General features: G+C 40.0%; 20 protein-coding genes. 4 read left to right on the top strand and 16 right to left on the bottom strand.

Features of this window, described 5'->3' with window-relative positions:
• Positions 1-271: 271 nt before the first annotated feature.
• From CPBP_RS00665 to CPBP_RS00610, 12 genes are all read right to left on the bottom strand, one after another.
• Complete coding sequence (locus tag CPBP_RS00665) at positions 272-1066, bottom strand: ion transporter (protein ID WP_350332135.1); 795 nt, start codon at positions 1064-1066, stop codon at positions 272-274.
• A 12-nt stretch (positions 1067-1078) separates the two neighbouring features.
• Positions 1079-2581: a YifB family Mg chelatase-like AAA ATPase gene (locus CPBP_RS00660; RefSeq protein WP_350332134.1), complete on the bottom strand. Its 1503-nt coding sequence runs from the start codon at positions 2579-2581 to the stop codon at positions 1079-1081.
• 67 nt (positions 2582-2648) lie between these two features.
• Positions 2649-4400, bottom strand: a complete 1752-nt coding sequence (locus CPBP_RS00655; protein ID WP_350332133.1) for a flagellar hook-basal body complex protein — start codon at positions 4398-4400, stop codon at positions 2649-2651.
• Between the two features lie 110 nt (positions 4401-4510).
• Positions 4511-5872, bottom strand: a complete 1362-nt coding sequence (locus tag CPBP_RS00650) for a flagellar hook-basal body complex protein (RefSeq protein ID WP_350332132.1) — start codon at positions 5870-5872, stop codon at positions 4511-4513.
• A gap of 17 nt (positions 5873-5889) precedes the next feature.
• Positions 5890-6999: a FlgD immunoglobulin-like domain containing protein gene (locus CPBP_RS00645; protein ID WP_350332131.1), complete on the bottom strand. Its 1110-nt coding sequence runs from the start codon at positions 6997-6999 to the stop codon at positions 5890-5892.
• 14 nt (positions 7000-7013) lie between these two features.
• On the bottom strand, positions 7014-8558 hold the full coding sequence (locus CPBP_RS00640; RefSeq protein WP_350332130.1) for a flagellar hook-length control protein FliK: 1545 nt from the start codon (positions 8556-8558) through the stop codon (positions 7014-7016).
• A gap of 158 nt (positions 8559-8716) precedes the next feature.
• On the bottom strand, positions 8717-10354 hold the full coding sequence (locus tag CPBP_RS00635; RefSeq protein WP_350332129.1) for a M24B family metallopeptidase: 1638 nt from the start codon (positions 10352-10354) through the stop codon (positions 8717-8719).
• The gene (locus CPBP_RS00630) at positions 10341-11282 is read right to left on the bottom strand and encodes an endonuclease/exonuclease/phosphatase family protein (RefSeq protein ID WP_350332128.1); all 942 of its coding nucleotides are present in this window, start codon (positions 11280-11282) and stop codon (positions 10341-10343) included. Before CPBP_RS00630 ends, CPBP_RS00635 begins: the two co-directional genes overlap by 14 nt.
• Before the next feature lie 59 nt (positions 11283-11341).
• Complete coding sequence (gene tssG, locus CPBP_RS00625) at positions 11342-12349, bottom strand: type VI secretion system baseplate subunit TssG (RefSeq protein ID WP_350332127.1); 1008 nt, start codon at positions 12347-12349, stop codon at positions 11342-11344.
• Complete coding sequence (tssF, locus tag CPBP_RS00620) at positions 12313-14097, bottom strand: type VI secretion system baseplate subunit TssF (protein WP_350332126.1); 1785 nt, start codon at positions 14095-14097, stop codon at positions 12313-12315. Before tssF ends, tssG begins: the two co-directional genes overlap by 37 nt.
• A gap of 278 nt (positions 14098-14375) precedes the next feature.
• The gene (locus CPBP_RS00615; protein WP_350332125.1) at positions 14376-14642 is read right to left on the bottom strand and encodes a hypothetical protein; all 267 of its coding nucleotides are present in this window, start codon (positions 14640-14642) and stop codon (positions 14376-14378) included.
• Positions 14643-14665: 23 nt separating this feature from the next.
• Entirely contained in the window at positions 14666-15394 is a 729-nt protein-coding gene (locus CPBP_RS00610; RefSeq protein ID WP_350332124.1) for a PD-(D/E)XK nuclease family transposase, read from the bottom strand.
• Between the two features lie 151 nt (positions 15395-15545).
• On the opposite strand from CPBP_RS00610, the gene hflK reads away from it, so the two are divergent.
• From hflK to CPBP_RS00595, 3 genes are read left to right on the top strand one after another with little or no spacing between them, the layout of a single operon-like run.
• Positions 15546-16610: an FtsH protease activity modulator HflK gene (hflK, locus tag CPBP_RS00605; protein ID WP_350332123.1), complete on the top strand. Its 1065-nt coding sequence runs from the start codon at positions 15546-15548 to the stop codon at positions 16608-16610.
• Positions 16610-17452: a protease modulator HflC gene (hflC, locus tag CPBP_RS00600; protein WP_350332122.1), complete on the top strand. Its 843-nt coding sequence runs from the start codon at positions 16610-16612 to the stop codon at positions 17450-17452. The genes hflK and hflC overlap by 1 nt, the downstream gene beginning before the upstream one ends.
• A gap of 14 nt (positions 17453-17466) precedes the next feature.
• The gene (locus CPBP_RS00595; protein ID WP_350332121.1) at positions 17467-18885 is read left to right on the top strand and encodes a trypsin-like peptidase domain-containing protein; all 1419 of its coding nucleotides are present in this window, start codon (positions 17467-17469) and stop codon (positions 18883-18885) included.
• Between the two features lie 43 nt (positions 18886-18928).
• On the opposite strand, the gene CPBP_RS00590 is transcribed toward CPBP_RS00595, so the two are convergent.
• The 3 genes from CPBP_RS00590 to CPBP_RS00580 form a co-directional block, all read right to left on the bottom strand.
• Entirely contained in the window at positions 18929-20305 is a 1377-nt protein-coding gene (locus tag CPBP_RS00590) for a hypothetical protein (RefSeq protein WP_350332120.1), read from the bottom strand.
• A gap of 132 nt (positions 20306-20437) precedes the next feature.
• The gene (locus tag CPBP_RS00585; RefSeq protein WP_350332119.1) at positions 20438-21814 is read right to left on the bottom strand and encodes a hypothetical protein; all 1377 of its coding nucleotides are present in this window, start codon (positions 21812-21814) and stop codon (positions 20438-20440) included.
• Positions 21815-21943: 129 nt separating this feature from the next.
• On the bottom strand, positions 21944-23314 hold the full coding sequence (locus tag CPBP_RS00580; protein ID WP_350332118.1) for a hypothetical protein: 1371 nt from the start codon (positions 23312-23314) through the stop codon (positions 21944-21946).
• A 261-nt stretch (positions 23315-23575) separates the two neighbouring features.
• On the opposite strand from CPBP_RS00580, the gene parC reads away from it, so the two are divergent.
• On the top strand, positions 23576-25780 hold the full coding sequence (gene parC / locus CPBP_RS00575; RefSeq protein ID WP_350332117.1) for a DNA topoisomerase IV subunit A: 2205 nt from the start codon (positions 23576-23578) through the stop codon (positions 25778-25780).
• Here parC and CPBP_RS00570 read toward each other — a convergent pair.
• Positions 25777-26106: a ferredoxin family 2Fe-2S iron-sulfur cluster binding protein gene (locus tag CPBP_RS00570; protein WP_350332116.1), complete on the bottom strand. Its 330-nt coding sequence runs from the start codon at positions 26104-26106 to the stop codon at positions 25777-25779. The two genes, parC and CPBP_RS00570, sit on opposite strands and share 4 nt — an antisense overlap.
• Positions 26107-26109 lie beyond the last annotated feature (3 nt).

The raw sequence follows: 26109 nt of genomic DNA, 5'->3' as shown, positions 1-26109 counted from the left end.
ATATTTTTGACAACAAATCAATAGAACAGGGAAAATCATTGATAAACCGATTAATTGTGTCAATCATACAGATATGTATGAATTAAGTAATAGATATGCGACTATTTTACACAATATGAAGTTTTTTATAACATTCATAGCTTGGTGTTTAAGTGGGTGATTTTAATATCGTTAAACACCTCTTCTGATCACTTTCAACAGTTGTGCCCCCCCCCCTCAATCAAACTATCGGATGCAACGGCACGTTGCCAGGGATCATCCCTGGTACAACTTATTTTGTATGTTGTTTCTGAATCAGCTCTTTGAGTTCTGCAATTTGTTTCTGTAAATCCGTTATTGATGGCTGATCGTCTGCAGCATCGTCAACAAAATTCATTGCGTTAACAATCGTACCTACGAAAACATTCATCACACCAAAAACAATTAAAACAATGAAAGAGATAAATATCAACCATGACCATGGATATAGCTCCATAACTGGTCGTAATATATAGGCCATCCAATCATCGAACGTCATAAGCTGAATGAATGTAAATAATGATTTTCCGATATGTCCAAATAACTCAGGAAATTCGTTCCCAAACAAGGTTGTTGTCAAAAGACTGTAACACACCAAACACCCTGACAATACTAAAGATGACATCATCAACGTTGGAATAGAATGAACAAATGTATGGATGACTCGGTTGATTACGGGGTGATCAAGGAATGTGTATAAATAGGCAATGAATCTAAAGGTCATTAAAACTAGAAATCCAGGCAAGAACCAAGAAGCCACTAAAATTCCAACTTCTAATATATGCCACGGTTTTTTAACAAATTCTTTTGTATTAAGCAAAAACTTTAGACCCAACTCAGTTAACATAATGAAATAAAATATCGAACTAATATTTGATTTATAAAAAACAAAGGACTCTGTCTGAAACACAGTTCCTGAAAACCCGTTAATTACGGCATACAGCAATATAAGCCCCATAAAGAAATGATGAAGCCCCCCAAACATTAAACTGTAATGTATTTTTTTATGTAGAGCAGATTCCTGGTGAATAAAATGTTTTTTAAACATACTAATACTTTCTTATATTAATCGATATGCAAATGCTTCGGATATGTGCTTCTTTTGAATTTCAGCCGATTCATCTAAATCAGCAATTGTCCTGGCTACTTTTAATGTACGAAATAACCCGCGTGCACTCAAACTTAATTTTTGAGCCGTATCAAAACAAAAAGACTCAACGTCTGTCGATAAGGCACACGCAGTTTCCATATGCTTTTGAGATAGGTTGGCATTGACGCTTACCGGTATTCCTAAGGTACTAAGACGTTGCTGTTGATAGTTCCTGGCATTCATGATACGTGTTTTTACGACAGCGCTACTTTCAGCTGATGCTTTGTCTCGAAACACATCTAAATCAACCGCTTTCATATATACTTTTAAATCAATCCGATCCATTAGTGGGCCTGAAATCTTTGATTGATACTCTTCTAAACACTTAGGTACTTTTGAACATGCTTTAACAGGGTCATCTCCGTATCCACATCGACAGGGGTTCATGGCTGCCACAAACTGAACATCTGCAGGATATGTATAACGCGCATTGGCTCTGCTGATTGACACCGATCCTGTTTCCAAGGGTTGCCGCAACGCTTCTAACGTCATGCGTTGAAATTCAGGCAATTCATCCAGAAACAAGACTCCATTATGTGCCAACGATATTTCACCGGGTTTTGCTTTTAACCCACCACCGACTAAGGATGGCATGGATGCAGAATGATGAGGAGCCCTAAACGGGCGATCTTTTAATAAAGCCCCCTCATTCAATACGCCAGCAATACTATGAATCATACTGACTTCCAAGGCTTCTTTAGGCGTAAGCTCGGGTAAGATCCCGGGCAAGCACGCGGCTAATAATGATTTTCCAGCACCAGGTGATCCGATCATTAGCAAGTTGTGTCCACCGGCTGCAGTAATTTCTAAGGCTCGTTTTGAGGTTTCCTGCCCCTTGACTAAACTGAGATCGACGGTCTCTGGCCGATGTTGCTGAACCTCTGGTTTTGGAGATTCTAATACTATCTTGCCTTGCAAACACTGAATCAATTGGATTAGCGTTAATGGGGCTAATACGCCCTGCCCCCCGCCCCAAGTGGCTTCCGGACCATTTTTGTGCGGGCAAATCACTTTCTTAGCTTCAGATGCTGCATAAAATGCTGCAGGTAATACACCGTTCACGGGTAGTAAATCCCCAGCTAATGATAGCTCTCCTAGGGCTACATAAGCTGACGACACCTCAGCAGAAATAACTTCAAGTCCAATTAATACAGCAATTGCAATGGGCAAATCAAAATGACTGCCTTCTTTTTGCATATCCGCAGGCGATAAGTTAACAGTGATTCGTTTTGGGGGTAAACTTAGTCCGATCGATGTTAATGCAGACCGAATGCGTTCGCGGGATTCAGCAACCGTTTTATCGGCTAATCCAACGATATTAAAGGCAGGCAAGCCATTCGCTATTTGGACTTGTACATCCACAGGAACGGCTTGAATGCCCTGAAAAGCAACAGTCGTAATGCGTGATAACATGAATAATTTCTTTCAAACTTATCTAATTAAACCACATCCATATTAACAAACCCTAAATGGCCTCTCGTTAATCATTGCCTGCAGCTTCCGCTAACGCCATCAACTCACCATCCATACATTGGAGAACCTTCACTGGTTGATCAACAGCATCCATGCGTGCAATAGGTGGAGCTATAAACTTTAACTTACCCCAGCCGGGTTGCCCGCCAAAAGAAATCGTTGGCAGACCGGATAATTCAGTCACACGATATGAGGCACCCATTTGTTTTAACCCACCTGGGTTTGGAATAATTGCAACGGCTAGATTCCCAATATCTATGGAATTTCGATTGCTGTAGTGTGCCGTTACTTTTCCGACATCACTCACGGTTACACTTTCATATTGACCATAACCTAACCCATCTTGATGGCTATATGTAATCAATGAGTTCCCGTCATATGCAGTAAGATTTCCCTCTGCCATTGAGTCAGAAGCTCTTGCCCATACAGTTGGACTTGATCTCTTTCCTTTACCAAGGTTAAGTTTAATAGTTTGAGGCTCAGAATTTATAGATACATCGTTCCATTCAATATACAACTCAGGAGCTATGTTAGATTCTGTTGCCTGACCATAATCACATAAGTTAAGTTGTCCAAGTTGGTTAAAACTTACAATCATAGGAACGCCCAAAAGGTCGATAACCGCCCCAGACGTATCGTTACGTTTGACAACGCCCCCCTCTACTGTGACCTCAGTTGAGTATTGAACTTGGTTATCAGAATCTGTTCCTTCGGGTAATCTTGTAAATGCGAAAATTAAGTTATGGGGTGTTCCCACACTATCAAAAACACGTTGGGTTTTTGTAAATGATTCTCCAACCGGCGTTGCTGCACCTGACGATAAGTTTCCGCTAAGTTCAATTTCAGAGGTTGCGCGAACTGTCCCATGTGGAATCTTTGAAAGATGCGTTGATAATCCTGTTGCCTGTTTAATCCACGAAAATCGCAACGGCTCTTTCGCACTTAAAATTTTAGAAATTGCATACCCGCCATATTGTTGGCTATATGCAATCAATGAGTTGCCATCATACGCCGTTAGATTTCCGTTTGCAAATGGTTCCGAAGCTCCTGTCCAGGCCGTTGGGCTTGCTCCTTTTCCTTTCCCCAACTTAAGATCAATGGCTAATGGAGCAGCATTAATACTAGGATTCATCCATTCAATATATAGTTTTGGCGGTACATTCGATTCACTAGATTGACCATAATCAAGTAAGTTCAATAGCCCACATTGATTAAACGTCACAATCATAGGAACGTCCGAAAGGTCGATAACCGCTCCAGACATATCGTTACGTTTGACAACGCCCCCTTCTACAGTGACCTCAGTTGAGTATTGAATTCGATTGTCCGCATTCAAACCTGCTGGCAATCTCTTAAATGTAAAGATTAGGTTATGAGATGTTCCTAAATTATCAAAAATACACTGTGTTTTTGTAAATGATTCTCCAACTGGCGTTGCTGAACCTGATGATAAGTTGCCGTAAAACTCAAATTCGGTAGTAGGTAGACAGACCTGTTTGGTTAGGAGCTCTACACTAAAATCTCTTTTACGTGTTGTTTCCTCTGACCACGCAAGTAATCTAACCTCATCATTTTCAAACTCACCAGTACTGGGGTTATAATGAAATACACCTTCACGAACCAATCGAACTTCTTGTTGACTGATGCGATCCACCCCAACTAAATATCCACCGCCATCAATAACTTCAAGTGTTGATCCCATTGCAATTGACGAAGCACCAATATTTAAACATGCAATTAATTTTATGAGTTTTTTCATTTTACCACCATATTTTGTTTTATACAGGATAAGGCACGCACTCTAAACAAATGGTTAACTAAAACAGCCCCCATGCAGGGGGCTGAATCTTATGATAATGTTAAGTAAGTTTATTTCATGATTTGCATCAACTCTTCTGCCATTCTGTCCGCTTGTTTCATGGACATCAAACATCCTTGGTGGTAAATCTTTAATTCCATAATTTTACCAAACTCTTGATCCAAGGATACTGTCGAGCTTTCCAAAGCACCCGATTTAATCTTTCCAAGTCCATTTTCACCAGCCTGACCTAACACGATAGAACCTGATTTACGTGTTTCATAAAAAATGTTACCCGTCACAAATTCCAAATCGTTGGGACTAGCTACCGTTCCCATTGCCAATCTTGCAATTGCCACACTTCGTCCATTACTAAACAACGCACTGACAGTTCCATCTTCTTCAATACGGATATTTTCAAATCGACCATACCCCAAACCATCTTGTTGGCTATATGTAATTAATGAGCTACCATCATATGCTGTTAGGTTACCTTCCGCCAACGGTTCAGCAGCTCCTGTCCAGACTGTTGGGGTTGCTCCCTTTCCTTTACCTAGCTTTAATGTCATTTCTAACGGAGCAGAGTTAATCGTTGGACTCGTCCATTCAACGCACAATTTAGGAGACATGTTCGATTCTGTTGCCTGACCATAATCACATAAGTTAAATTGTCCAAGTTGGTTAAAACTTACAATCATAGGCGTTCCAGCAGAACCAATAATCGCCCCAGACGTATCGTTGCGTTTGACAACACCTCCTTCTACTGTTACCTCAGTTGAGTATTGAACTTGGTTATCAGAATCTCCGCCTGCGGGCAATCTTTTGAATGTAAAAATTAAGTTATGAGGAGTTCCCATGCTATCAAAAATACGTTGGGTTTTTGTAAATGATTCTCCCACAGGCGTTGCTGACCCTGACGATAAGTTTCCGCTAAACTCAACTTCTGTAGTCTGTCGAACAACACCCGCAACCTGGTTAACCTGGATTGGAACCAAATCATCTACAACCTCTTGGTTAATACCCGCTTTCACAGAACCGTTTGCACCTACTGGCCACCCCATTAAAAAAACACCTTTATCTTCCAAAAATCCTTGTTGGTTACGGTTAAATGCTCCGCCTCGTTTTAATCCAAATTGCCCCTCACCCGCCGTTAATGAGTTTTTAGTAATAACAAATCCGTTAACACCTGTAATTGCAATATGCGTGGCAACACCCGTACTTTTCAAAATACCCTGCTCAGAGACGTTACGAGAAACCAGCGTGTTCACAGCTCCTGGAGAATATGATCCTGTTGTCCCTGATGTTACCACGGCTGAAAAGTCAACTGCTGCAGATTTACCACCAACGTTTTGGGCACTAACCACGTTTTCTACTGATACGCCCATTGCGACCTGGGCTGCTTTTACGCCTGATTGTGCTGTTACGATACTCATGTTTTATCTCCTTTTTATTATAATCCGTTTTCACTAACAATTCGTTTTACTGTAGACAATGGTGCTTTAATGCGTGACGTTATTAAGTTGGGTTCGCCATTATCATTAACTTCAACGCCTTGAACTTTTCCGGTCACACGAATGACTGCCTGTTTATCAGTTTCAAGCATCTTGCGTTTTTCATCTTTAAAGTTTATTTGAACTGAATAGATATCTTCTGGAACCCTGTGTCCCGAAGCATCCAGGCAATTCCAACTGTATACGCCCTTTTGCCCACCTTTTGCTTCAATTTCAGTTTTGTGCACTGCTTGGTTTTTTGAATTCAAAATCCACACAGAAGCATACTTCATACCTGCTAAACCTTCGGGTATTTCATAAGCAAATTGAACTTCACGATCAATCATTGAAAGAGTTTCAATCTTGTCGTGAATTTGTTTTCCATCCAAATCTACCGCATATTCCATATGCTCAAGCTTAGGTGAACCATCCTCATTTTTAACTTCTTTCTTTAAAGAAACTGAAATTTTATACTCTCCAATTGGCAGCAGTTTACCTTCGTTATCAACCCCGTCCCATGTAAATTGGTTGATACCTGAGCTTACGTTAAAAGCTTGATTACGATATACAACTTCATCTGATGCATTTTTGATTTCTACTTCAAATGCCGAAGCTGCGTCTGGAACAGCAAAGTTCTGCACAATTTTGCGTCCGGGTGCAATGTTCATTTTATCAGATTCAATTTCCACCATTTGTCCCATTAACCCTGTTGCTGAATATTTGTTATTACGCACCATAGTATCTTTTAATTTATTCAACGAATCCGTTTGTGTTTGCATCAACATCGATTGCAAAAACTTTCCAAACGTTTCCATAGGATCTTTTTGTTCTTGAGCAAATGGGTTGGGCTTGGTTTCATTCATCAACCATAATTTCAGCATTTTTTCTGGATCAGCGAATAATCCTTTAAGAACATCACTGCCATGTTCTGCTGCTTTTTGATCCCCTTTTGCACGTTCTACTTGCATCATGGAATCAAACTGCTCCTTCTCTTCAGCTTCATCGATCATTGCTGTTTTTCTTTTTTCAATAGGATCAGCTGTCCCGCCTATTGCTGCTACTCCAGCCATGATTATCTCCTTTCTTAAGCTTTAATATCTAAACGCCGTAAACTTGGGCGTTCTGGATAGGTTGCTTTTTCTGCTGCAGTTTTCATTGGTATGTGTGGAGAGCGCATCAACATCTGTTCACGTTCTTCCCACGCTATGTATTCAGACTGTTTCTGTTGTCCCTGTTCATTGTTGGATGAAAGCTGTAAACTGATACTGGATTCATCAATGCCAATTTCCTTAAGGACAGTTTTTAATTGGTGTAAATCGTGCTGCAATACATCTAATGTTTCACGTTTTTCTACGGATAACACAGCACTTAATTTTCCAGTTTCATCTGCTGTTAATTCTACATTCACAACACCTAATTCTTCTGGATTCAAAATCACAGTTAGAGTCTTTGATTCTTTAGGATGTATCCCTTCTTTTGCATCAAGAATAGCGTGCTGTATTTGCTGTGTTGATGCAGAATTTGATACACTTACGTTCGCTGTAATTTCAGACGATTCTGTTGGTGATGCACTTTGAACAAAATTCAAAACAGATCCTTTTAAAGGGTTATCTTGCGATGGTTCTACAACTTCAAAATCATTTTCGAATGAATCCGTGTTAGTATCTTTTGATGATTGAGTGATGTCAGCTAATATCTTAGAGGTCGAAACAGGTGTATGATCGAATCCTACGTTTTCATTTTTAGGTTTTGGATCTAAATCTGATTTCATAAGGGGAACATCACGCATCACAGGATCACGTTTCAAAGCGATTGATACAATTGGAACTTCATCCATCAAAATATCGTCTTCATTTGATTGTATCTCACGAATCATTTTAGCCGATGCTGGTCTTATCATTATAGTTTGATCTGTCATGCCATGGACAGCCTGTGTTGTTGGTATCAACTCTGCAGCGTGATCGTGTGAGATATTTTCTTTGCTAAAAGACAATGATTGAGGATCCTCATCTCTAATCAACGCTTCCTTACCATTTAAAGCGTGTGTTGCAGCATTGTTTACATCGTTTCTTGAATCAACCTTTGCTGCATACGTTGGATTTACAGAATAAGCGTCTATGGCGATTAAATTTATACTAGGTTCTAATGCATCATCACCATTGAGACCCACCTGCAAAGATTCTTCGCAGTCCTTTGGCTCATAGGATATTAACGTTACTGAATTAGAGCGCACGTTAATTGGAACAAGAGGGATCATCATGGATGGATCTACTTCTGTTCCATCAATTTGTGTTGCCTTTAACCTTGATTTCTTTAATACAAAACTATCTGCTGGTGTTTCTTTTTGAGAGTGCTCACGTGTTAAATTAACAGGGGTACTTTGAATCTGCTCTGAATGGGCAGTCTTACTTATCATTACGTCTAGTGAATGCGTTGCCAACGTGTGTTCATGAACATGACTGTCTGATTTTAACGTGGGTAGATTCTCTTCAGATTCTTCAATAGGCATTTTTTCTACAGCAACTGCATTCAGCACCGTTTCAAAACTATTATCATTATCGGGATGTTGACCTAGGTTTACTAAAGAAGCGTGCTGTGTGTCTGTAAGACTGTGTTGAATCGATATCATGTGTGTACGTTTGTTTGTTATTAGTTATAGACCAATAAGCAAAAAACATGCCAAGACACTGTATGATGTGAATTATGTATAAATGAACATCCTCGCAAAGGCACTCGGATGACTCTTTATTGCCCACTCAATCGAGATGAAGCCCTCTTCGGGCTTCCCTACGATTTCCCACCCTGAAGATTTAGATAGTTGAGCTCCACATCCGTTAACAATGCAACATCGATTAAAGAATCTTCATAAGGTACCTGTGTGAGCGTTTCGAAGTATAAATATCCTTCATGTTCGCTTTCTTGAACCACCATTAAGTTTTCAATGCGAATTCCATATTCACCAGCTTTATAATATCCAGGTTCATTGGATACAACCATACCGGATTGTAACGGACTTGCATTCATCCGAGGGGATATTCCGTGAGGACCTTCGTGAACACTTAAATAAGATCCAACACCATGCCCTGTGCCGTGTTCATAATTTAAACCATATTGCCACAGGTCATATCGAGCTAAAGCATCCAATTGATGCCCCGTCGTGCCTTTAGGAAACACAGCCATAGCCAACCGCAAATGTCCTTTTAAAACTAAAGTATAGGCTTTTCTCTGTTCAGCTGTCGGCGTTCCAATGGCAAATACACGGGTAATATCAGTAGTTCCTTCTAAATATTGCCCCCCGGAATCAATCAAGTATACCCCTTGCAATTCAAACTGTCGGGTTGTGTGTTCAGTCGAATGATAATGCACAATGGCTCCATTAGATCCAAATCCCGAAATTGATGCAAAGCTAAGTCCTTTGCACTCTGGAGACTCTCGTCTAAACATTTCCAATTGATCCGATGCTTTAATTTCATCGAGAGTTGTTGGATCTTGTAAAAACACCCATTCTCTGAATTTTCGAAGCGCCTCACCATCCCATTGATGAGCCTTACGCATGCCTTCAATTTCAACAGAGTTCTTAATCGATTTCATTAAAGAGATCGGAGACGATTGCACAACGTTATTTTCAGCAACTACGTCCAAGTCATAGGCTGATGCTGTTGGATCAATCTGAATACAGGCTGATTTTAATAAAACCTGCTCTAATTCTGATTCAAGATAAAACTGTACATTTTTGCCTAAATGATTTCTTAAATCATCTGAAATTTGCGTGTGATCACCGAACACACTCACAGCTCCATGTTTCCAAATCAAGGCCCTGGATAATGTAATGGGGGTATACGGTAAATCTTGCCCACGTATGTTAAGAACCCACGCGACATCATGAGGGTCATGAACATATAACGCCTCCGCTTTGGACGCCATTTCAGATCTAACTCTAGATAGTTTTGAATCTATGGACTCTCCAGAATACTTAATATCATGAGGAACAGTTACAGATTTGGGACGCAATGGACGATCTGTCCAAAGTTGATCTACTGGATGTGGATCCAAATGACGGATATTCTGAATATGCTGTTTTAACTTTGTCACAAACGATTGCGTATGCAATCTAAGATTTAGCCCTACCGTATTGGATGGCTCCAATGTTGTTTTAATCCAATCCCACACTTCATACAAACTATGAATTTGGAACTCTTTTGCTTCATCTGCAGCCTGTAAGGTATATCGACCATCAACAAACAGGTGCGCACAGGTTTGACCGATGATCGCTAATCCTGCAGACCCAGAAAAACCCGACGCCCATAACAATCGCTCGTTATATGCGGGTACATATTCTCCTAAAAACTCGTCTTCACGGGGAACAACTACCCAATCAAGCTTATTCTGATTGATGTATGTTTGTATTTCTTTAAGGTTGAACACTTATAAACCCATCTACGTTATTAGCTGTTTGTTTTATCGATGGCGTACCACCAACGTCAATCACTGATTTTCCAACTTGATTAACCGTTACTTTTGGATTTTTAGGCTGATACTTTCCAACAGTATAATTAAAGTCTCCTGCAATTACAGCTAAAGATTTTGGAGAACTTGATCCTTGAGCATACGTCACCAATTCATCTAAAAGACCTGAAATATTGGGAGAGTTAAAGGCTAAATGAACATTCACAACCGAAAACTGACGTTTCCCCACAAGCTCTTCAAAATATACTTTTAAAGCACGCCCGTTTTGTTGAACATCAGCATTAGATTTGAAAACACTCTTACCTTTAACAGTGTACTGATCCTTACGATATAAGGTTACCTGCCCAAAGGATTGCGTTCCAGTATTCGTTATATATTCGGCCTCAACGCCCAAACTTTTTAAACTATTTAATATAGCAGTTCGTGTCTGTGCCGTTTGCTCATTTACTTCTTGTAAACACACGATCGCTTTAGGCGAATTATTGAAAACTTGAAATAATATACCAATTATTTCTTTTAGCCGCGTCGCTTGAAATTTTTTCAGATCGGTGTCTGGAGAAAACCCACCTTTGGATTTAAATCCCCACGTATTCCAGATATATACTGGGACATTATCAACCATTTCTCCTTCTAAAGCATGATCACTAATCTGTTTATTAAAGATATCATCGTTAATGTCTCGCCAAATTCCATCGACTTCTAATGCTAAAGGAACGCTTGATGGCGGAAGAGTTATTTTAGTTGGTGCAGTCAGTGTTGCTTTAACATATGTAACTACCGGAGGGTTTATCTGAAAGTATGCAGTATCTATTTTTGTGACTGCTTCCGCAAGCAAGTCACTACTCAATAGAAGCAGCGTTGACATAAATCGAACCAAAAGTCTCACGAACGTCTCCTAACTTAATTACACGTTAAGTGTAACTTACTCTGTCTGTGCAATCAAGATTACGCCGCATTTATGCTAACGATATAATCTTGAGGCGCATTCGTTAATACTGCTGTCCACCCCAAACGATTTTCTTTTGATGGGTTATCAAATCCTAGGGGGACTAATTTCTCATCTTCTTTTAATGACATCTTTAGCTGAAACGTTAGCTCTAAAGGGGCATAAAATTTAATCATGTCGCACAGTTCACCATAAGCAATTCCAGTGGGGATAAACAAATGAAATTGCTCGCTCGTTAAAGGTCCAACATTCACGACAAAATGATGATTGGATTGCCAAAAGCGTTTACCTAGAAACGTTGTTCGCCCTAATTTGTGATTGCGACCTCGTTTTATTCCCATAAAACTGCGTTGACGGCGATTAATATCCACCCAAGATCCTACAAACTGATCAATATGAATAGGCACTTGAAAATAGTCCGATAAGATTTGTTCCAACCCAGCTGCTGAACGTGGGCGCTGCCAAATAATCCCAGCATAACGCGCCAATGCTGCTGTTGAGACGTTAGAATATCCTTCCCTATCGGGATCAACACCAGCAACAGCACACATCATGTGCCCCACCGTTGTCTGAACACTGCTGTTAGGAGACAACACAAATGAATACTTTTGAGCCACACAATAATAAATGCTTAACAGTCGGTGGTTAAATATGTCTAAAAATTCTTTAAGCGCAAAATCTCCTTCCCTCATGCGCTCATCAACCTTTTCAGATAAAGGCGAAGGTAGCGCCCCATGGGGGCCCGCAATATTCCAAAAGTTTACATCAATAACAGGTTTCCCCTCTGAAACGTGTATCCGATAGATGTCACTGCTGGGCAAGCTATACGTATATCTGGACGTGAACGTTACAGAATCTTCTGCTGGCGTTACCGTTGTTCCAATCAAATTTCCGTTAGGCAAAAGCTTTTGAAATAATCGCACCGCCTGTAAAAAGCTAAATTCATAGGGGTGTGTAAATAGTCGTTTAACTACAGAAGTTGTTGACGACCGCTCAAGGGAATCCATTCTTTCCATATTTCACCTGTGTGTTTCCATTTTAATTTTAATTCAACAAACGAATTAATTGATGTATAAAGCGCTAAAAATTGCCGCAACACTGCCCCAAAAATCAATGGGCTATGTCCTTCAAAATTACGTTCATCTAATGTCAGAATAATTTCAATCCCCTGAACAAACCCACGCCATGCATCGGTTGTTAAACGCCTGGTCACCAAATGTTGCTCAGCATCCACTATTCCATCAATTAAAATTGTGTCTGATTCGTTTCCATAAAGTTTTAGAAGATTTTTTAATCCTTCTGCGCCTAACGATGTTAAGGACAAATGGTTTAAATTTAGGTGTGAAATTAAATTCCAATATGCAGCATCTGTATGCGCAACCATTTTAGGCGAACTTGCATGCATTAATGTTTGAATGCTTTTTGTGGGTATTTCAATCAGTGAATTTAGTCTGCTTCCAACGGGGATATCTTCTGCCATTAATCTATTACTGCATGTTGTTTCCGCATATACTGTTGCATTTGTAAGAACCTTGGGATCAAACGTTTGATCAACAAACGATAGATAAACGTCAAACCCTCCGTATTGAGAAGGCTCACGTTCCATATGCCAAGACCGTTGTGGGTTTTGAGTTTTATTCCACTGTCTGTACGCGAAATAGGGTGGAATAGTCTCCACTTCCCCATTTTGTTCATTAATAACAACCACAGTCTTAATACTATGAATTTCTGTGCTTGATTCTCTCCTAATGTCTGGGGTTAGCTTATACTTGATTGCCGTGTGATCTAATTTAAGAGGTTCCGTAGATTTTTCAAACAAATTCACAATCGGAACAACGCCTAAACAAATGTTTTGAGGTCGCACTTCTCTGATACTTTCGTTTGATAACGGCAAAATAATCTCACAAGACTCACTGACTCGACTAAAATCAATATCCCATAGGCTGAGATAATGAAACTTTTTAGGAAATGCAAAATAATCCATTAGCACCGCATATGCCGGGTGTGAATTACCAGGCATGGGCAACAGTTGATCAGATACATCAAACCCGATTGGATTGTATCTAGCAGACGGCATTAATCTCGCTTTATCCGCTCCATTTTCAATAAGGTAAATATTGGATGGCTGTGTCATTACCGCATCGTATATTTTATGAGTAAACGATCGTTCACCCTGCAAAAAGAAATCTAAATGCCGAAGCTTTAGTTTATTAAAGGGAACCCCATGGCTTCGTAAGCTGATTGCTAATCCCTTCGATGTGGAATGTCCCACAGCAGAAATTCCAATGTCTTCTAAATCAACAATTCGAACATCTTCAACGGTAATTGGCCACAATTTTGTTGTATAACATGTCTTGAAAAAACACGTATTTCCCTCCAAATCATTTAAAAACAATGATGTTTCTTTTGGAACTAAAAATCCTTCCGGGGAATTTATTTTTGTAACGTCTGCATCAAACTTAGCCATCGTTATGGATGGCACAGGTGTTACTAAATGCGGATATAGCCCTCCTAATATTTGCTGTGTATATTCTGGAAACTTCTTTTGAACATCACGTTGCATGCGTGCCGTTAAAAAAGCCACCGATTCTATTAATCGCTCAACATGAGGATCCGTTGAACCGTCAGGTCCTAATTCCAAGGCCCCCGCAATTTTAGGATAACGCTCTGCAAATTCCCCACCCTTATTGCGCAAATATGCCAATTCTTGGTGAAAGTATTTTAATAGCTCATCAATTTTATTTACCGTGATCATGAGGTAACACCTTATTAATTCTTATTCAGTATGGAGTAACAAGTATTAATAAAACGTTAACCAGGGATGATCCCTGGACCCAATAGAGTTAGATTCGATGTGCATGAAGACGGATTTCAAAAATGAATAGAGATGGTGTGGGTAAAGACCTGGTTGCACTCCTTCGTGCAATCCAGGTCGGGCGGGTGGGCAATGAAGAGTCATCCGAGCCTTTTTGCGAGGATGTCTATTTAGAATACACTAGAGATGCATGGAACACTCGCACGCATCGACAAAACTTATTTTAACCTTGCTATCTGTTCGGCAGCCTGTATTTCTGTCAGAAGACCATCTTGTTGCAACTTCTTTATCAGATCAAATTGCCCTTCTGCTCTACCTTCTGCTCGTCCAGCTATACGTTCCTCCTCAAATGCAACTGAATAATTGGATAAGTCTAACTGTCCTTTTTCATAATCTTCAATCAACCTACCATTCCATCGACTAACTTCTAATCTGTTGTATGCCTCTGCGACGGCATCTGACGTGCCCTTTGGAATAGCAGGCAATCTATCAGCCTCTGTAAATAATTTTAGCCACTCTCGTTTCTTTGGATTCTTGATAAATCAACTCTGGGCAATTCCACTTGATACAAACTCATCCACTCCAATATCGAACGACCTTTAGTGTTTAAATCTAACGTACCTTCCCTATTTAGTACTCTTTTTATATGCAACGTATCCACAAATGCAAATTGCTTTTCAAATGCACCATCTTCCATCGTATGTGTATCATGATCTAAAATACTAATTCCCATAACCGGTTGCAAATGTTGCCATTTTTGATCGGGTGTCAATTGTCGAGAGTATGCGCCAGACAAATAGTATAAAGCTCTAGCATCCCAAAAGTTCTGCTTTCTAACTTGTACCTCTGCTAAGAATATATGCCCATCAGGCTCACGACAGGCTAAATCAAGAAATGTCTGTTTTTCATCGGCATCTCGTTTTAGCGTTGGGAATGCCTCACTGACAGACATAACCTTTGATATTTTTCTTCCGGTAAACGCCTCTAAAAATGATATTAGTACGACACGATCACTTTCTAAATTCAGCATATGCTTAAATGCAACATCAATAGTTGGTCTAGCAAACACACTGTGATGTGTTTTAGTTGAAGTCGCCCTAACCGCTTGACACACAGCGGGTTGCACGAAAGAACGAGCGCTACACAATCTCGCAATCGTTGTATTCAGAGCACCCTGTGTAGTGCTTACAGTCAACGCCAACATGGCGATATAACCAGATCTCAGTAACTGTTTCATTGATAGCAATCTCCCAATAGCCATTTCATTAGCTATATGATATACCTGAACAATCACAATTCAACTGTAATTTAGGATGATTTTCCTTTTAAACTTGCAAAACAAAAACAAAGCTTCTAATGTTCAAAAGGTAATTCTAAAAAGGTGTTGTATGTCGTTCGATAAAAATCCTTGGGGCAAGCGAGGTCGCAGTAATAGCAATTTTGATTTAGGCCGTATTCTTGATCAATTCAATGATATGTTTGGTGGAAAAAAAGGTGGCGGCAAAAAAAGACCTCCTACAAAAGCTATGCTCATGCTTATCGCTTTGATTCCGTTGGGCATGTGGTTATCTTCTGGATTTTATAAGTTATTACCCTATGAACAAGCCTTAGTTCTTCGATTTGGAAAATGGGTTCGAACCGATGGTGAAGGATTAAACTATCACCTTCCCTACCCCATTGAAATCGTACAAAAAGTACCCACCGGAACAATCCATCGTATGGACATTGGGGTTCCCAGCGGTTTTCAAGGGTTTCCTTCCGCAGAAGAACATATCATGTTAACGGGTGATGAAAATATTCTGCATATCGGAATGTCATTATCGTGGCAGATTCGTGATTTAAGTCAATTTGTATTGGTGTCACAAAATCCTTCTGACACTTTAAAGGTTGCGGCAGAAAGCGTCTTACGCGAAATCATTGGTCAAACAAAAACTGCGCCTATCATCTCACGTTCTGGATGGAGTGAGATGAACCTTCTCGTTCAAAAACGATTACAAGTTTTAGTTGATAAATATAAGATTGGTATTCGAGTTGTTAACGTAGAACTTCATACGGCACTGCCTCCTCAACCTGTAGCTGATTCATTTACAGAAGTACAACGCGCTAAAACATTCCAAGAACAAGTGGTGAACGAAGCACTTGCATACGCAAATGATAAGATTCCCAGGGCTCGGGGTGAAAAAGAACAAATCATTCAAGCTGCCCAAGCCCAAGCAACGCAAACCGTCAACCTTGCAAACGGGCGTGCAGATCGCTTTAAATCGATGTATGAAGAATATAAAAAAGATCCAGACTTAAACAAAAAGCGCATGTACTATGAAATCATGTCTGGTATTTTATCGAACAATAAGAACAAACAGATTTTTGATAAATCTCTGATCAAAGGTGGAATTCTACCTCTCTTGAATCTAAAAGATACCCCACAAAAATCTAAGAAAGAAGGAGATCAATAATGTCCAAAATTCACTATTATGGTGCTTTACTATTTGGAGCCTTATTTATATTTTTTCAATCCGTTTTTATCGTCATGCAAACAGAACAAGTCATCGTATTGCAATTTGGTGAATACATTCGAACAATCAAAGAGCCCGGTTTGTCTTTCAAAGTTCCCTTTGTTCAAAGCATTGTAAAAATCGATCGTCGCTTACTTAGCTATGATTTGCCCCCCCGCAGAATAACTTTAGGCGATCAAAAGTTCTTGGTGTTGGATTCATATGTACGATATAGCATCTCCGATCCATTAAAATTCTTTAAATCTGTTCGAAACGAACAAAACGTTCAAAATCGTTTAGTTCCAATCATTATGGGGCGTTTACAAAGTGCCTTGGGACAAAGTTCATTAAGTGAGCTTCTTTCCGTTAAACGCGTACAAATTTTAGAAGAAATCATTACAGACATTCGTGAAACCGTGGCAGAATTTGGGATTGAACTCGTCGATGTCAGGATTCGAAAAGCTGATCTCCCCCCTGAAAACAGCAAAGCAATATTTTCGCGTATGCAAAGTGATCGCGAACGAGAAGCTAAACTGTTACGTGCCGAGGGCGAAGAACGTGCTTTAATCATTCGTGCAGATGCCGATAAGCAAGTTACAAACATCTTATCTGATGCCCGCCGTCAAGCGATGGTTTTAGAAGGTACTGCAGAAGCAACGGCAACGAAGCTCTTGACAGACGCCTATGGACAAGATAGAAAATTTGCAGAGTTTATTCAAAAAATGCGGTTGTTACAGGAATCTATACAAACAGATACACCGTTGTATCTAAGTACCGATTCTGAAGCATTACAAGGGTTATAATTCACAGAAACATCATGAACACCATATTTAAATCATTTTTTATCTTATGCTTATTACCAACTGTGTTTGGAAACATTTCCTACCCCGTTGCAAAAAAAGTATTAAGCACAGTCGTTCGAATTAATGTCTCCAGATCAGTTGACAATGCTATCACTTCTGATAACAATTACATGCAATTTGTACGTAAAGGTGACAAAGTAACTGGGGAAGTTATTTTCGGCTCTGGATTCATTTTTCATTCAGAAGGTTACATCGCAACCAACCTACACGTCCTGGGTGAAGAAGGCGCCCGAATCCAGAAAATTACCGTCATCTTATCTGATGGCAAAGAACATGCGGCCAAAATTATTGGATACGACCGATTTTTAGACATCCTTGTCCTTAAAATCGACGGAACAAATTTCCCAACCATATCTTGGGGAGATTCAACAAAAGTGATCCCTACTCAATCGCTATTTGCATTTGGTCATCCTTTAGGATTTGATCACAGCATTGTACGTTGTTTTGTAGCTGCCATAAACCGCAACATCAGCGTAAATGATTTAATTATGTCTACTCGTAACTTTCCAGACGGAATCACGCGCGGATTGTTTCAATTAGATGGAAATTTAAACCCTGGTCTGTCTGGGGGTCCTGTAACTGATGAAAACGGTCTAATGGTGGGCATGTCTTCCAGTAACTTTGGTCATGATGAACACAGTGTTGGTATTGGATTTTGCGTCCCTGCTGAAAAAGTCAGACCTATTTTGGATGAAATTCGCACTAAAAAAACTGTAACATCCAGGGGCTCTTTGGGTGTTGATATTCAAGACATTGATGAAAAAATCATGAAAAACAAAGGGTTAAAAGAACTCTCTGGAGTTGTTATAAAAGAAGTATTTCAAAACTCTTCAGCTTTTAACGCCGGATTAAAAACTGGGGATATTATCCTTAGTGTTAATGGGCATGTTATTGATAGCGCACCAACGTTACGTTATGTTGTGAAAACGCTTCCTATCAATACGCCCTTGCCAATCGATATGTTACGCGATGGAAAAATGATTAAGGTAACGGTCTCTTTAACCCCCTCCACAGAAAAAGAAGAATTAATTTATTTCTCGAATGAAAAAAATATGTCCGTTGCTTCATCCACTGTTGAATCAGTTGGATTGTATTTAAAGAATTTAACACAACAACTTGCAATTGCTTATGGGTTTTCCGCTGCAACAACAGGTGTCATCATTGAAAATTTTGCCCCCGATGAAAATCAAGAAGACGTTGATATTCGACCCGGTGATATTATTGAAACTGTTGATAGTATTCCCGTATCTAATATTGATGATGTTGAACGTTTATTAAAACAAGCCGTCGCTCAAAAGAAACTGTCCGTATTATTATTACTGCGTCGGGCTGGGGCTGGTACAACTCTTGAAGCTTTGCCATTATCTCAATAAAGCAAGAACGGGGGGGTCGTTATTTCCTCCCCCTCGATGTAATCTATTTATACTCTCTCAGCAATCGCTCAAACATCGCAAAGCTTCTTTTCAAGATCTCTGTATGAGTTTCCAATTCTCGAATCAGACGTTCCATTTCAATAGGCGAAAATTTGGCGGTGATCAACGCTTCGATTGTTTCTCCTTTCGCATGTTCGATCTTTTTTTCCCATCCTAAAAACTGAGCTTCAAATACCTTTAACGTTTCTGCAACACGCAATGCTTTTGGACGGTTTCGTAAGGCATAACACACAGCTTCGTCAGCAGAAGCATAACGAAAGAATCCATTGCCTCTCATGAACCCTGCAAACGTCGCATCAGTAAATTGATATTCATCCGCATGAGTTACATCAGCCAGTCTAAAATCGATAACTTTAAGAGTTGGCAATCCAGTATCGTTATGGATGAACCCAAAATTCCCTCCATTTGTTTGTAAATCGATTAACTTTATTAATCGTGCCAATGCATCTAACAATGACATTTGATGAACAAAACTTTGTGCCAAAGGATCTGTTTCAATCACTCGTTCAACAGCTTCAGCATTGTCTTCATTTTCTTTATCATCTTCCACTAAAGTGGTGCTTAAAGCACCCCATACGGGGGCTGTTGTTGCCCGATTTTTACGGTCAACTTTGCTATATTCCTCGAATCTACCTTCCGAACTTGCATCCAGCGTCGCAATATAAAAATTGGACTCATCGCGTCCAAAGAAATGAGACTCACTCCCCACTTCAAAATTTTCTAAAATTTTATAGACTAATAGCTCTATTGGGTCTAGTCTTTTGACTCCAGAGCTATGTGACGTTTTTAATCCTTTTGAATGGGTCTTAACATAATATTTATGTACAGTTTCATCTTTACACGTTACAAGTGCAACAGTTCCAAGTTGATCTCCACCTTTCTTAGATTGAAAAGCAATGCTACTATCTAGGAACAAACGACTAAAGTATTTCGCTGTGTGCTCCATAAGTCGATCTTCATGAACGATAAGGATACTTTCAGACAATCGCAAAACATCGGTATGTAGCAATTCAAATGCTTCACTATCTCTGTGTGTCCGAGCTTGACGCCTTAAAAACCCTTTAACGCTATGCAACGCGTTACGTTTGTCCGGATGATCAAATGAAGTCGTCTCATCACCTAACGTTTCCCAATTGATCCCTAACTCTTCAATTGCCTCAGCACCAAATAGTTCGACAAATCGCTCTTTTACAAGCACTTCACGTTGTTTTAATGCAACCTTTTCACCTGGCGTTGGCTTAACAACTGCAACGGTTCCATGTCGAACTGGTGATTCAACGCCGAATGCCTCAGCCGGGGCTGCCGCTTCTGCGCGCCCTAAGATCGTTGTGGCTAATAGAATATATCTCAAATGTTTCATTGTGTCTTCCTGTGGAACTAAAACTAGTTATATTATGAACGCATCTCCTGTAGGGATTATAGGGCTCTCATATGACTTTTCAACTGAAATTATCTTCGTAAAAAAGGGACTCAAAAGAGCCCCTTTAGAATCCTATTTATACTCTCTCAGCAATCGCTCAAACATCGCAAAGCTTCCTTTCAAGATCTCTGTATGAGTTTCCAACTCCTTACCCAAACGTTCCATTTCAATAGTCGAAAGTTTGGCGGTGATCAATGCTTCGATTGTTTCCCTCTTTGCCTGTTCGATCTTCTCTTCCCATTCTAACAACTGAGTTTCAAATACCTTTAACGTTTCTGCAACACGCAACGCTTTGGGGCGGTTTCGTAAGGCATAACACACAGCTTCGTCAGCAGAAGCATAACGAAAGAATCCATTGCCACGTAAAAATCCCCCGAATCTTGATTCAGTAAATTCATACTCTTCTGCTCGTGTTACTTCTGCCAATCTGAAATCAATAACTTTAAGCGTTGGCAATCCAGTATCGTTATAGATGAACCCAAAATTCCCTCCATTCGTTTGTAAATCGGTTAAAACCATCAAACGTGCTAATACATCTAACAATGACATTTGATGAATAAAGCTTTGCGCTAACGGATCTTCGGCAATCACTCGTTCAACGGCTTCAGTATTGTCTTCATTTGCTCTATCATCTTCCACTAAAGTGGTGCTTAAAGCGCCCCATACGGGGGCTGTTGTTGCCCGGTTTTTACGATCAACTTTGCTATATTCTTCAAATCTACCTTCCGCACTTGCATCCAGCGTCGCAATATAAAAGTTGGACTCATCGCGTCCAAAGAAATGAGTCTCACTCCCCAATCCGAATCCTGCCAGAACTTTGTAAACTAGCAACTCTATTGGATTGAGAACTCCTGCTGTAGAACTCCGTTCAGAGGCCAGTCCATTAGAATGTATTTTTATATAATACTTTTTTACCTCGCCCCCATCTAGCTCAACACGAGCTATACTCCCCAACTGTACGCCGTCCAACTTCGGTGAAAATTTTACAGTTGCACTGGAATATTTTGATTGAAAGTATATCCTGGCATGATCTTCCAAGCGAGCTAGGTGAACCATTTCTTGAGCGGTTAACACAGTGGATAGTGTATAGTTTAATCTTTCAAACGTCTCCTTCCCCGAATGATAGCGAGCTTGCAGTTTCATGAATTGCTTTATTCTATGAGTTCCATGACGCTTCTGAGAATGTTCAAATGAAACTGTCACATCTCCTAATATTTCCCAATCGACTCCTAACTCATCAACTGCCTCAGCGCCAAACACTTCGATGAATCGTTCTTTTACAAACACTTCACGTTGTTTTAATGCAACCTTTTCCCCTGGCGTTGGTTTAACAACTTCAACACTTCCAGGTCGAACAGGTGATGCATCCCCGAATGCCTCAGCCGCCGCTGCCGCTTCTGCACTCCCTAGGATAGTTGTGGCTAATAGAATATGTCTCAAATGTTTCATGATGTTTTCCTGTGAAACTAAATGCTAGTTATACTACGAACGTCTCCTGTGGGGATTATACGCTGCACATATAACTTTTCAACTGAAATTATCTTCGTAAAAAAAGGGCTCCAAAGAGCCCTATAGAATTCACCCTGTTAAACCTAACTCTCTGTGAAAAAAATTAAAGTTTTCTATTAAAATTTTTGCATCATCATCCAGCTTTCGAAATAAATCAGCTTTATCCTTTTCTGAAACTTCACTTAGCAACTCAATTGCGTTTTTAACCTTTTCAATAGCCGCACTCATCACATTAGTCCACTCTGCCAATTCGTGTTGAAAAATATCAGTTGCTAATTTTGTTCGTAACGCAACGTCTCTCTTTTGCAGAATATATTCCACTCGCTCGTCTAAATTATCTTCAAAAAAACCTTCACCACTTAAGAACAGATCCCAATCTCCTTGATGGACACGTTGGAAATACTTTTCCGCCACCAATCTAAAATCAATAATTTTTAACAAAGATAAAAACGACTCATGATCAGAAAATTGAACAAATCCAAAATTTCCACCATTTGTTTGAAGATCCGTTAATCGTATTAATCGTGCAAATAAATCCAGAACGCTCATCATTCGAATAAAATTTTGAGCAACGATATCTTGCGCAATCATAGATTCAACAACCTCTGGGTTTAATTGCTTTAAATCTACGTCAGTTAACGCTCCAAACACTGCCTTAACGTTATCCTGTTTTACAAGACTATACTCAGTGAATTGCCCATCAGTATTGATATCCTTGGTCGCAATGTATAAGTGTTGCTTATCTCGTCCAAAGAAATGAACGCCTGGCCCAAAGTGTAACGCCTCTAATAACGCATACGTCAAAAGCTCCTTTGGATTCACTGTTTCAGCAGCAGAACTTCCTGATTTCTTAATGCCGCCAGAATGGGTCTTCACATAGTATGTAACGCTTCTGCCCTTCTGTTCGATTAATACTTTTGTACCCAATTGATCTCCATTTAACTTTTCATGAAAAGAAATAGTCGCCTTTGGAAATAATTGTTGAAAATAATCTTTTGAATGCTCTATTAATCTTTCCGCATGTACGCGTAACATTTCTTCTCTTAACTTTAGCACCTCACCCAAATATGTTTGAGATTTCGCTGTCGAAGATTTTGCACAGAGTGTTCTTAATTTACGAACTAATGCTCGTTTGTTAGGAGATTCAAAATCTGTATCAGGGCTTGATACATCATCCCAAAGAATCCCGTCCAATTTAGCAAAAACATCATTTCCTAATGCCTCTTTAACTCGATTAGGCGTCAACATATCTGCTTGAATCTTTGCAACTTTCTTACCCGGCGTTATTTTGGTAGTTTTATCCTTAAGCATTTCTTGAGAATTCACACCTAACGGTGTAGACGGCTCGCAGTCTTCAACGATTTCCGATCCAATAACCTTCGGCACCAGAAAATGCCCCAACACTGTCACCAATAATCCATATCGTAATTTCAACATCATCTCTCCCTAATTGTGTTGATCGAACTTGTTCAATAGGGACAGACTTCGTTTTTTCAAGAGGGGATGTTTGAAAATAAAAATTGGCATTCAGAAACTTGAAAGAATAAAGCATAGGATATTCTGGTGATGACTAGGATCATATTTCAACGGACACTTAAACAGTTACTCACTCAATGTGTTCATCTTTCTGATTAACTTTTTGTCTAAAACAATGTAATATGCTGTCATGTTTATAAGCATGTTCAGGAATTAAACACACCCATGGATATTATCGAGCGTTCATTTCAAGAAACCTTAGGCGAAAAATACCTCTCCTATGCGTTGTCTACTATTATGTCCAGGTCACTGCCAGATGTGCGTGACGGATTAAAACCCGTGCATCGTCGCCTATTATTCGCTATGCGTGAATTGAAACTGAACCCAGATTCTGGATACAAAAAATGCGCCCGAGTTGTCGGAGACGTAATCGGTAAATTCCACCCTCACGGAGATGTCGCCGTATATGACGCCCTCGTCCGATTAGCTCAAGATTTCTCGCTACGCTATCCATTAATCGAAGGGCAAGGTAACTTTGGTAACATCGATGGCGATAACGCGGCTGCAATGCGTTATACCGAAGCCAGACTTACAGACATTGCAATGTTCCTATTCGAAGGATTAGATGAAAACTCTGTGGATTTTAAGGGCACCTATGATGGTGAATCCAATGAACCCAAAGTTCTTCCGGCTGGATTCCCCAATCTATTAGCAAATGGGGCATCCGGGATTGCTGTGGGTATGGCCACAAATATTCCACCACACAACATCATTGAAATCTGCAACGCTTTATTAGCAGTGTTAGACACTCCAAACATCGAGCTTGCCGAAATCTTGACTCACATCAAAGGTCCCGATTTTCCAACAGGGGGTCAACTGTATGTGGATCACAAAACCCTGACTGAAATATATGGCGAAGGAAAAGGTACAGTACGCATCCGCTCTACGTATACCGTTGAACAGCTAGAACGCGGAAAATACCACATCATCATTACGGAAATTCCCTACAGCGTTCCAAAAAGCCGTTTGTTAGAAAAGTTTGGTCAGTTGATGGAAGCAAAAAAGCTTCCCCTAATCAATGACATTCGCGATGAATCATCCGAAGATATTCGCATCATCATTGAACCAAAATCTTCATCCATTGATGCAAGTTTGATCATGGAATTTCTTTATAAAAATACGGAATTAGAAGCCCGATTCAGTGTTAATTTAAACATACTCGACAGCAATCTGCGTCCTGTTGTCATGGGCTTAAAAGAAATCCTCAACAGTTATCTTACCCATCGCTTCCAAGTATTAGATCGCCGCACACGGTATCGTCTAAAGAAAATCGAAGACCGACTAAATCTTCTTTCTGGTTTTCTAATTGCATACTTAAATTTAGACGAAGTCATTCGCATTATCCGCGAAGAAGACGAACCAAAACCTATGTTGATGTCCAGGTTCGATTTGAATGATATTCAAGCCGAAGCAATTTTGAATATGCGACTAAGGTCACTTCGTAAATTAGAAGAGATGGAATTACGAAAAGAATTCGATGCATTATCAGCTGAAAAAGCCGAAAAAGAAAATCTTATCGTAACACCCACGTTGCAAACTAAAACCATCAAAAACGAAATTCAAAGCTTACGTAAGTATTTTGAAAAAGACCCACGAGGACTGAGACGTTCAGACATTCATCATGATATCGCAGATGTTCAGATCAATCTGATTGATTTTATCGAAAAAGAACCCATCACTGTCGTTTGTTCCGACAAAGGTTGGATCCGAACGATCAAGGGGCACACCACAGATTCCGCAGACTTTAAGTATAAAGAAGGCGATCAAGAAGGTTACGTTTTACAGGCTGAAACTACCGACAAGCTGATCATCTTTACCTCCTTTGGTAAAAGCTACACCCTACCCTGTGATAAACTTCCCGGTGGTCGCGGCTTTGGTGAGCCTTTGCGCTTGATGATTGAAGTCGAAGCAAAAGAAGAAATCATTGCGTTATTTCTGTATCCAAAAGACGAAACACAACAATTTATCGTTGCCGCGTCCGATGGTCGTGGATTCCGTTTAGAGACCTCTCAATTGCTATCTCAAACCAAGAATGGTAAGCAATTATTGAATGTTTCCGATGCTGTTGTTGCACTCAAGTGCATACCAATAACTGGAGACAGTATTGCTGTATTTGGCGAAAATCGCAAAATGATTGTATTTGCAATTAATGAAATTCCCATCATGAACCGAGGGCGCGGCGTTATGTTCCAAAAGTATTTACAAGGCGGCATGTCTGATTTTAAAATTTTCAACATGGCCGACGGCTTAACGTGGAAAAGTGGTAATGGTACGCGTAAAGAAACAAACCTTGATCGCTGGAATGTAAAAAGAGGCCAGTCTGGTCGACTAGCCCCTAATGGTTTTCCACGCAGCAATAAATTCGATTAACTCTGCATGTTACGGGTTGCGTTTGGCAGCCCGACAACTAAACCATCTAATTCATCAGACATAATGATCTGGCATCCTAACCTTGATGTGTGGGTTAATCCAAAAGCCAAATCCAACATGTCTTCTTCTGCTTCTGTAGGCTCACCCAATTTACCAAACCATGCAGCATCAACGATCACATGACACGTTGAACAAGCTAAGGATCCTCCACAGGCTCCTTCCAAATCAACATCATACATATGTGCGATTTCCATCACTGACACGCCATTTGGTGCATCTATTTCCTTGCGGTTACCATCTTTTTCAATAAATACTATCTTTGGCATACA

The organism is Candidatus Bodocaedibacter vickermanii, assembly GCF_014896945.1.
Taxonomy (GTDB): domain Bacteria; phylum Pseudomonadota; class Alphaproteobacteria; order UBA6184; family UBA6184; genus Bodonicaedibacter; species Bodonicaedibacter vickermanii.
This window is presented reverse-complemented; position numbering and strand designations above follow the sequence as displayed.

Excerpts from the sequence above, each read along its gene's own strand:
- CPBP_RS00665 (WP_350332135.1), bottom strand. The coding sequence starts at position 1,066 with ATGTTTAAAAAACATTTTATTCACCAGGAATCTGCTCTACATAAAAAA.
- CPBP_RS00660 (WP_350332134.1), bottom strand. The coding sequence starts at position 2,581 with ATGTTATCACGCATTACGACTGTTGCTTTTCAGGGCATTCAAGCCGTT.
- CPBP_RS00655 (WP_350332133.1), bottom strand. The coding sequence starts at position 4,400 with ATGAAAAAACTCATAAAATTAATTGCATGTTTAAATATTGGTGCTTCG.
- CPBP_RS00650 (WP_350332132.1), bottom strand. The coding sequence starts at position 5,872 with ATGAGTATCGTAACAGCACAATCAGGCGTAAAAGCAGCCCAGGTCGCA.
- CPBP_RS00645 (WP_350332131.1), bottom strand. The coding sequence starts at position 6,999 with ATGGCTGGAGTAGCAGCAATAGGCGGGACAGCTGATCCTATTGAAAAA.
- CPBP_RS00640 (WP_350332130.1), bottom strand. The coding sequence starts at position 8,558 with ATGATATCGATTCAACACAGTCTTACAGACACACAGCACGCTTCTTTA.
- tssG (WP_350332127.1), bottom strand. The coding sequence starts at position 12,349 with ATGGATTCCCTTGAGCGGTCGTCAACAACTTCTGTAGTTAAACGACTA.
- tssF (WP_350332126.1), bottom strand. The coding sequence starts at position 14,097 with ATGATCACGGTAAATAAAATTGATGAGCTATTAAAATACTTTCACCAA.
- CPBP_RS00610 (WP_350332124.1), bottom strand. The coding sequence starts at position 15,394 with ATGAAACAGTTACTGAGATCTGGTTATATCGCCATGTTGGCGTTGACT.
- hflK (WP_350332123.1), top strand. The coding sequence starts at position 15,546 with ATGTCGTTCGATAAAAATCCTTGGGGCAAGCGAGGTCGCAGTAATAGC.
- hflC (WP_350332122.1), top strand. The coding sequence starts at position 16,610 with ATGTCCAAAATTCACTATTATGGTGCTTTACTATTTGGAGCCTTATTT.
- CPBP_RS00595 (WP_350332121.1), top strand. The coding sequence starts at position 17,467 with ATGAACACCATATTTAAATCATTTTTTATCTTATGCTTATTACCAACT.
- CPBP_RS00590 (WP_350332120.1), bottom strand. The coding sequence starts at position 20,305 with ATGAAACATTTGAGATATATTCTATTAGCCACAACGATCTTAGGGCGC.
- CPBP_RS00585 (WP_350332119.1), bottom strand. The coding sequence starts at position 21,814 with ATGAAACATTTGAGACATATTCTATTAGCCACAACTATCCTAGGGAGT.
- CPBP_RS00580 (WP_350332118.1), bottom strand. The coding sequence starts at position 23,314 with ATGATGTTGAAATTACGATATGGATTATTGGTGACAGTGTTGGGGCAT.
- parC (WP_350332117.1), top strand. The coding sequence starts at position 23,576 with ATGGATATTATCGAGCGTTCATTTCAAGAAACCTTAGGCGAAAAATAC.
- CPBP_RS00570 (WP_350332116.1), bottom strand. The coding sequence starts at position 26,106 with ATGCCAAAGATAGTATTTATTGAAAAAGATGGTAACCGCAAGGAAATA.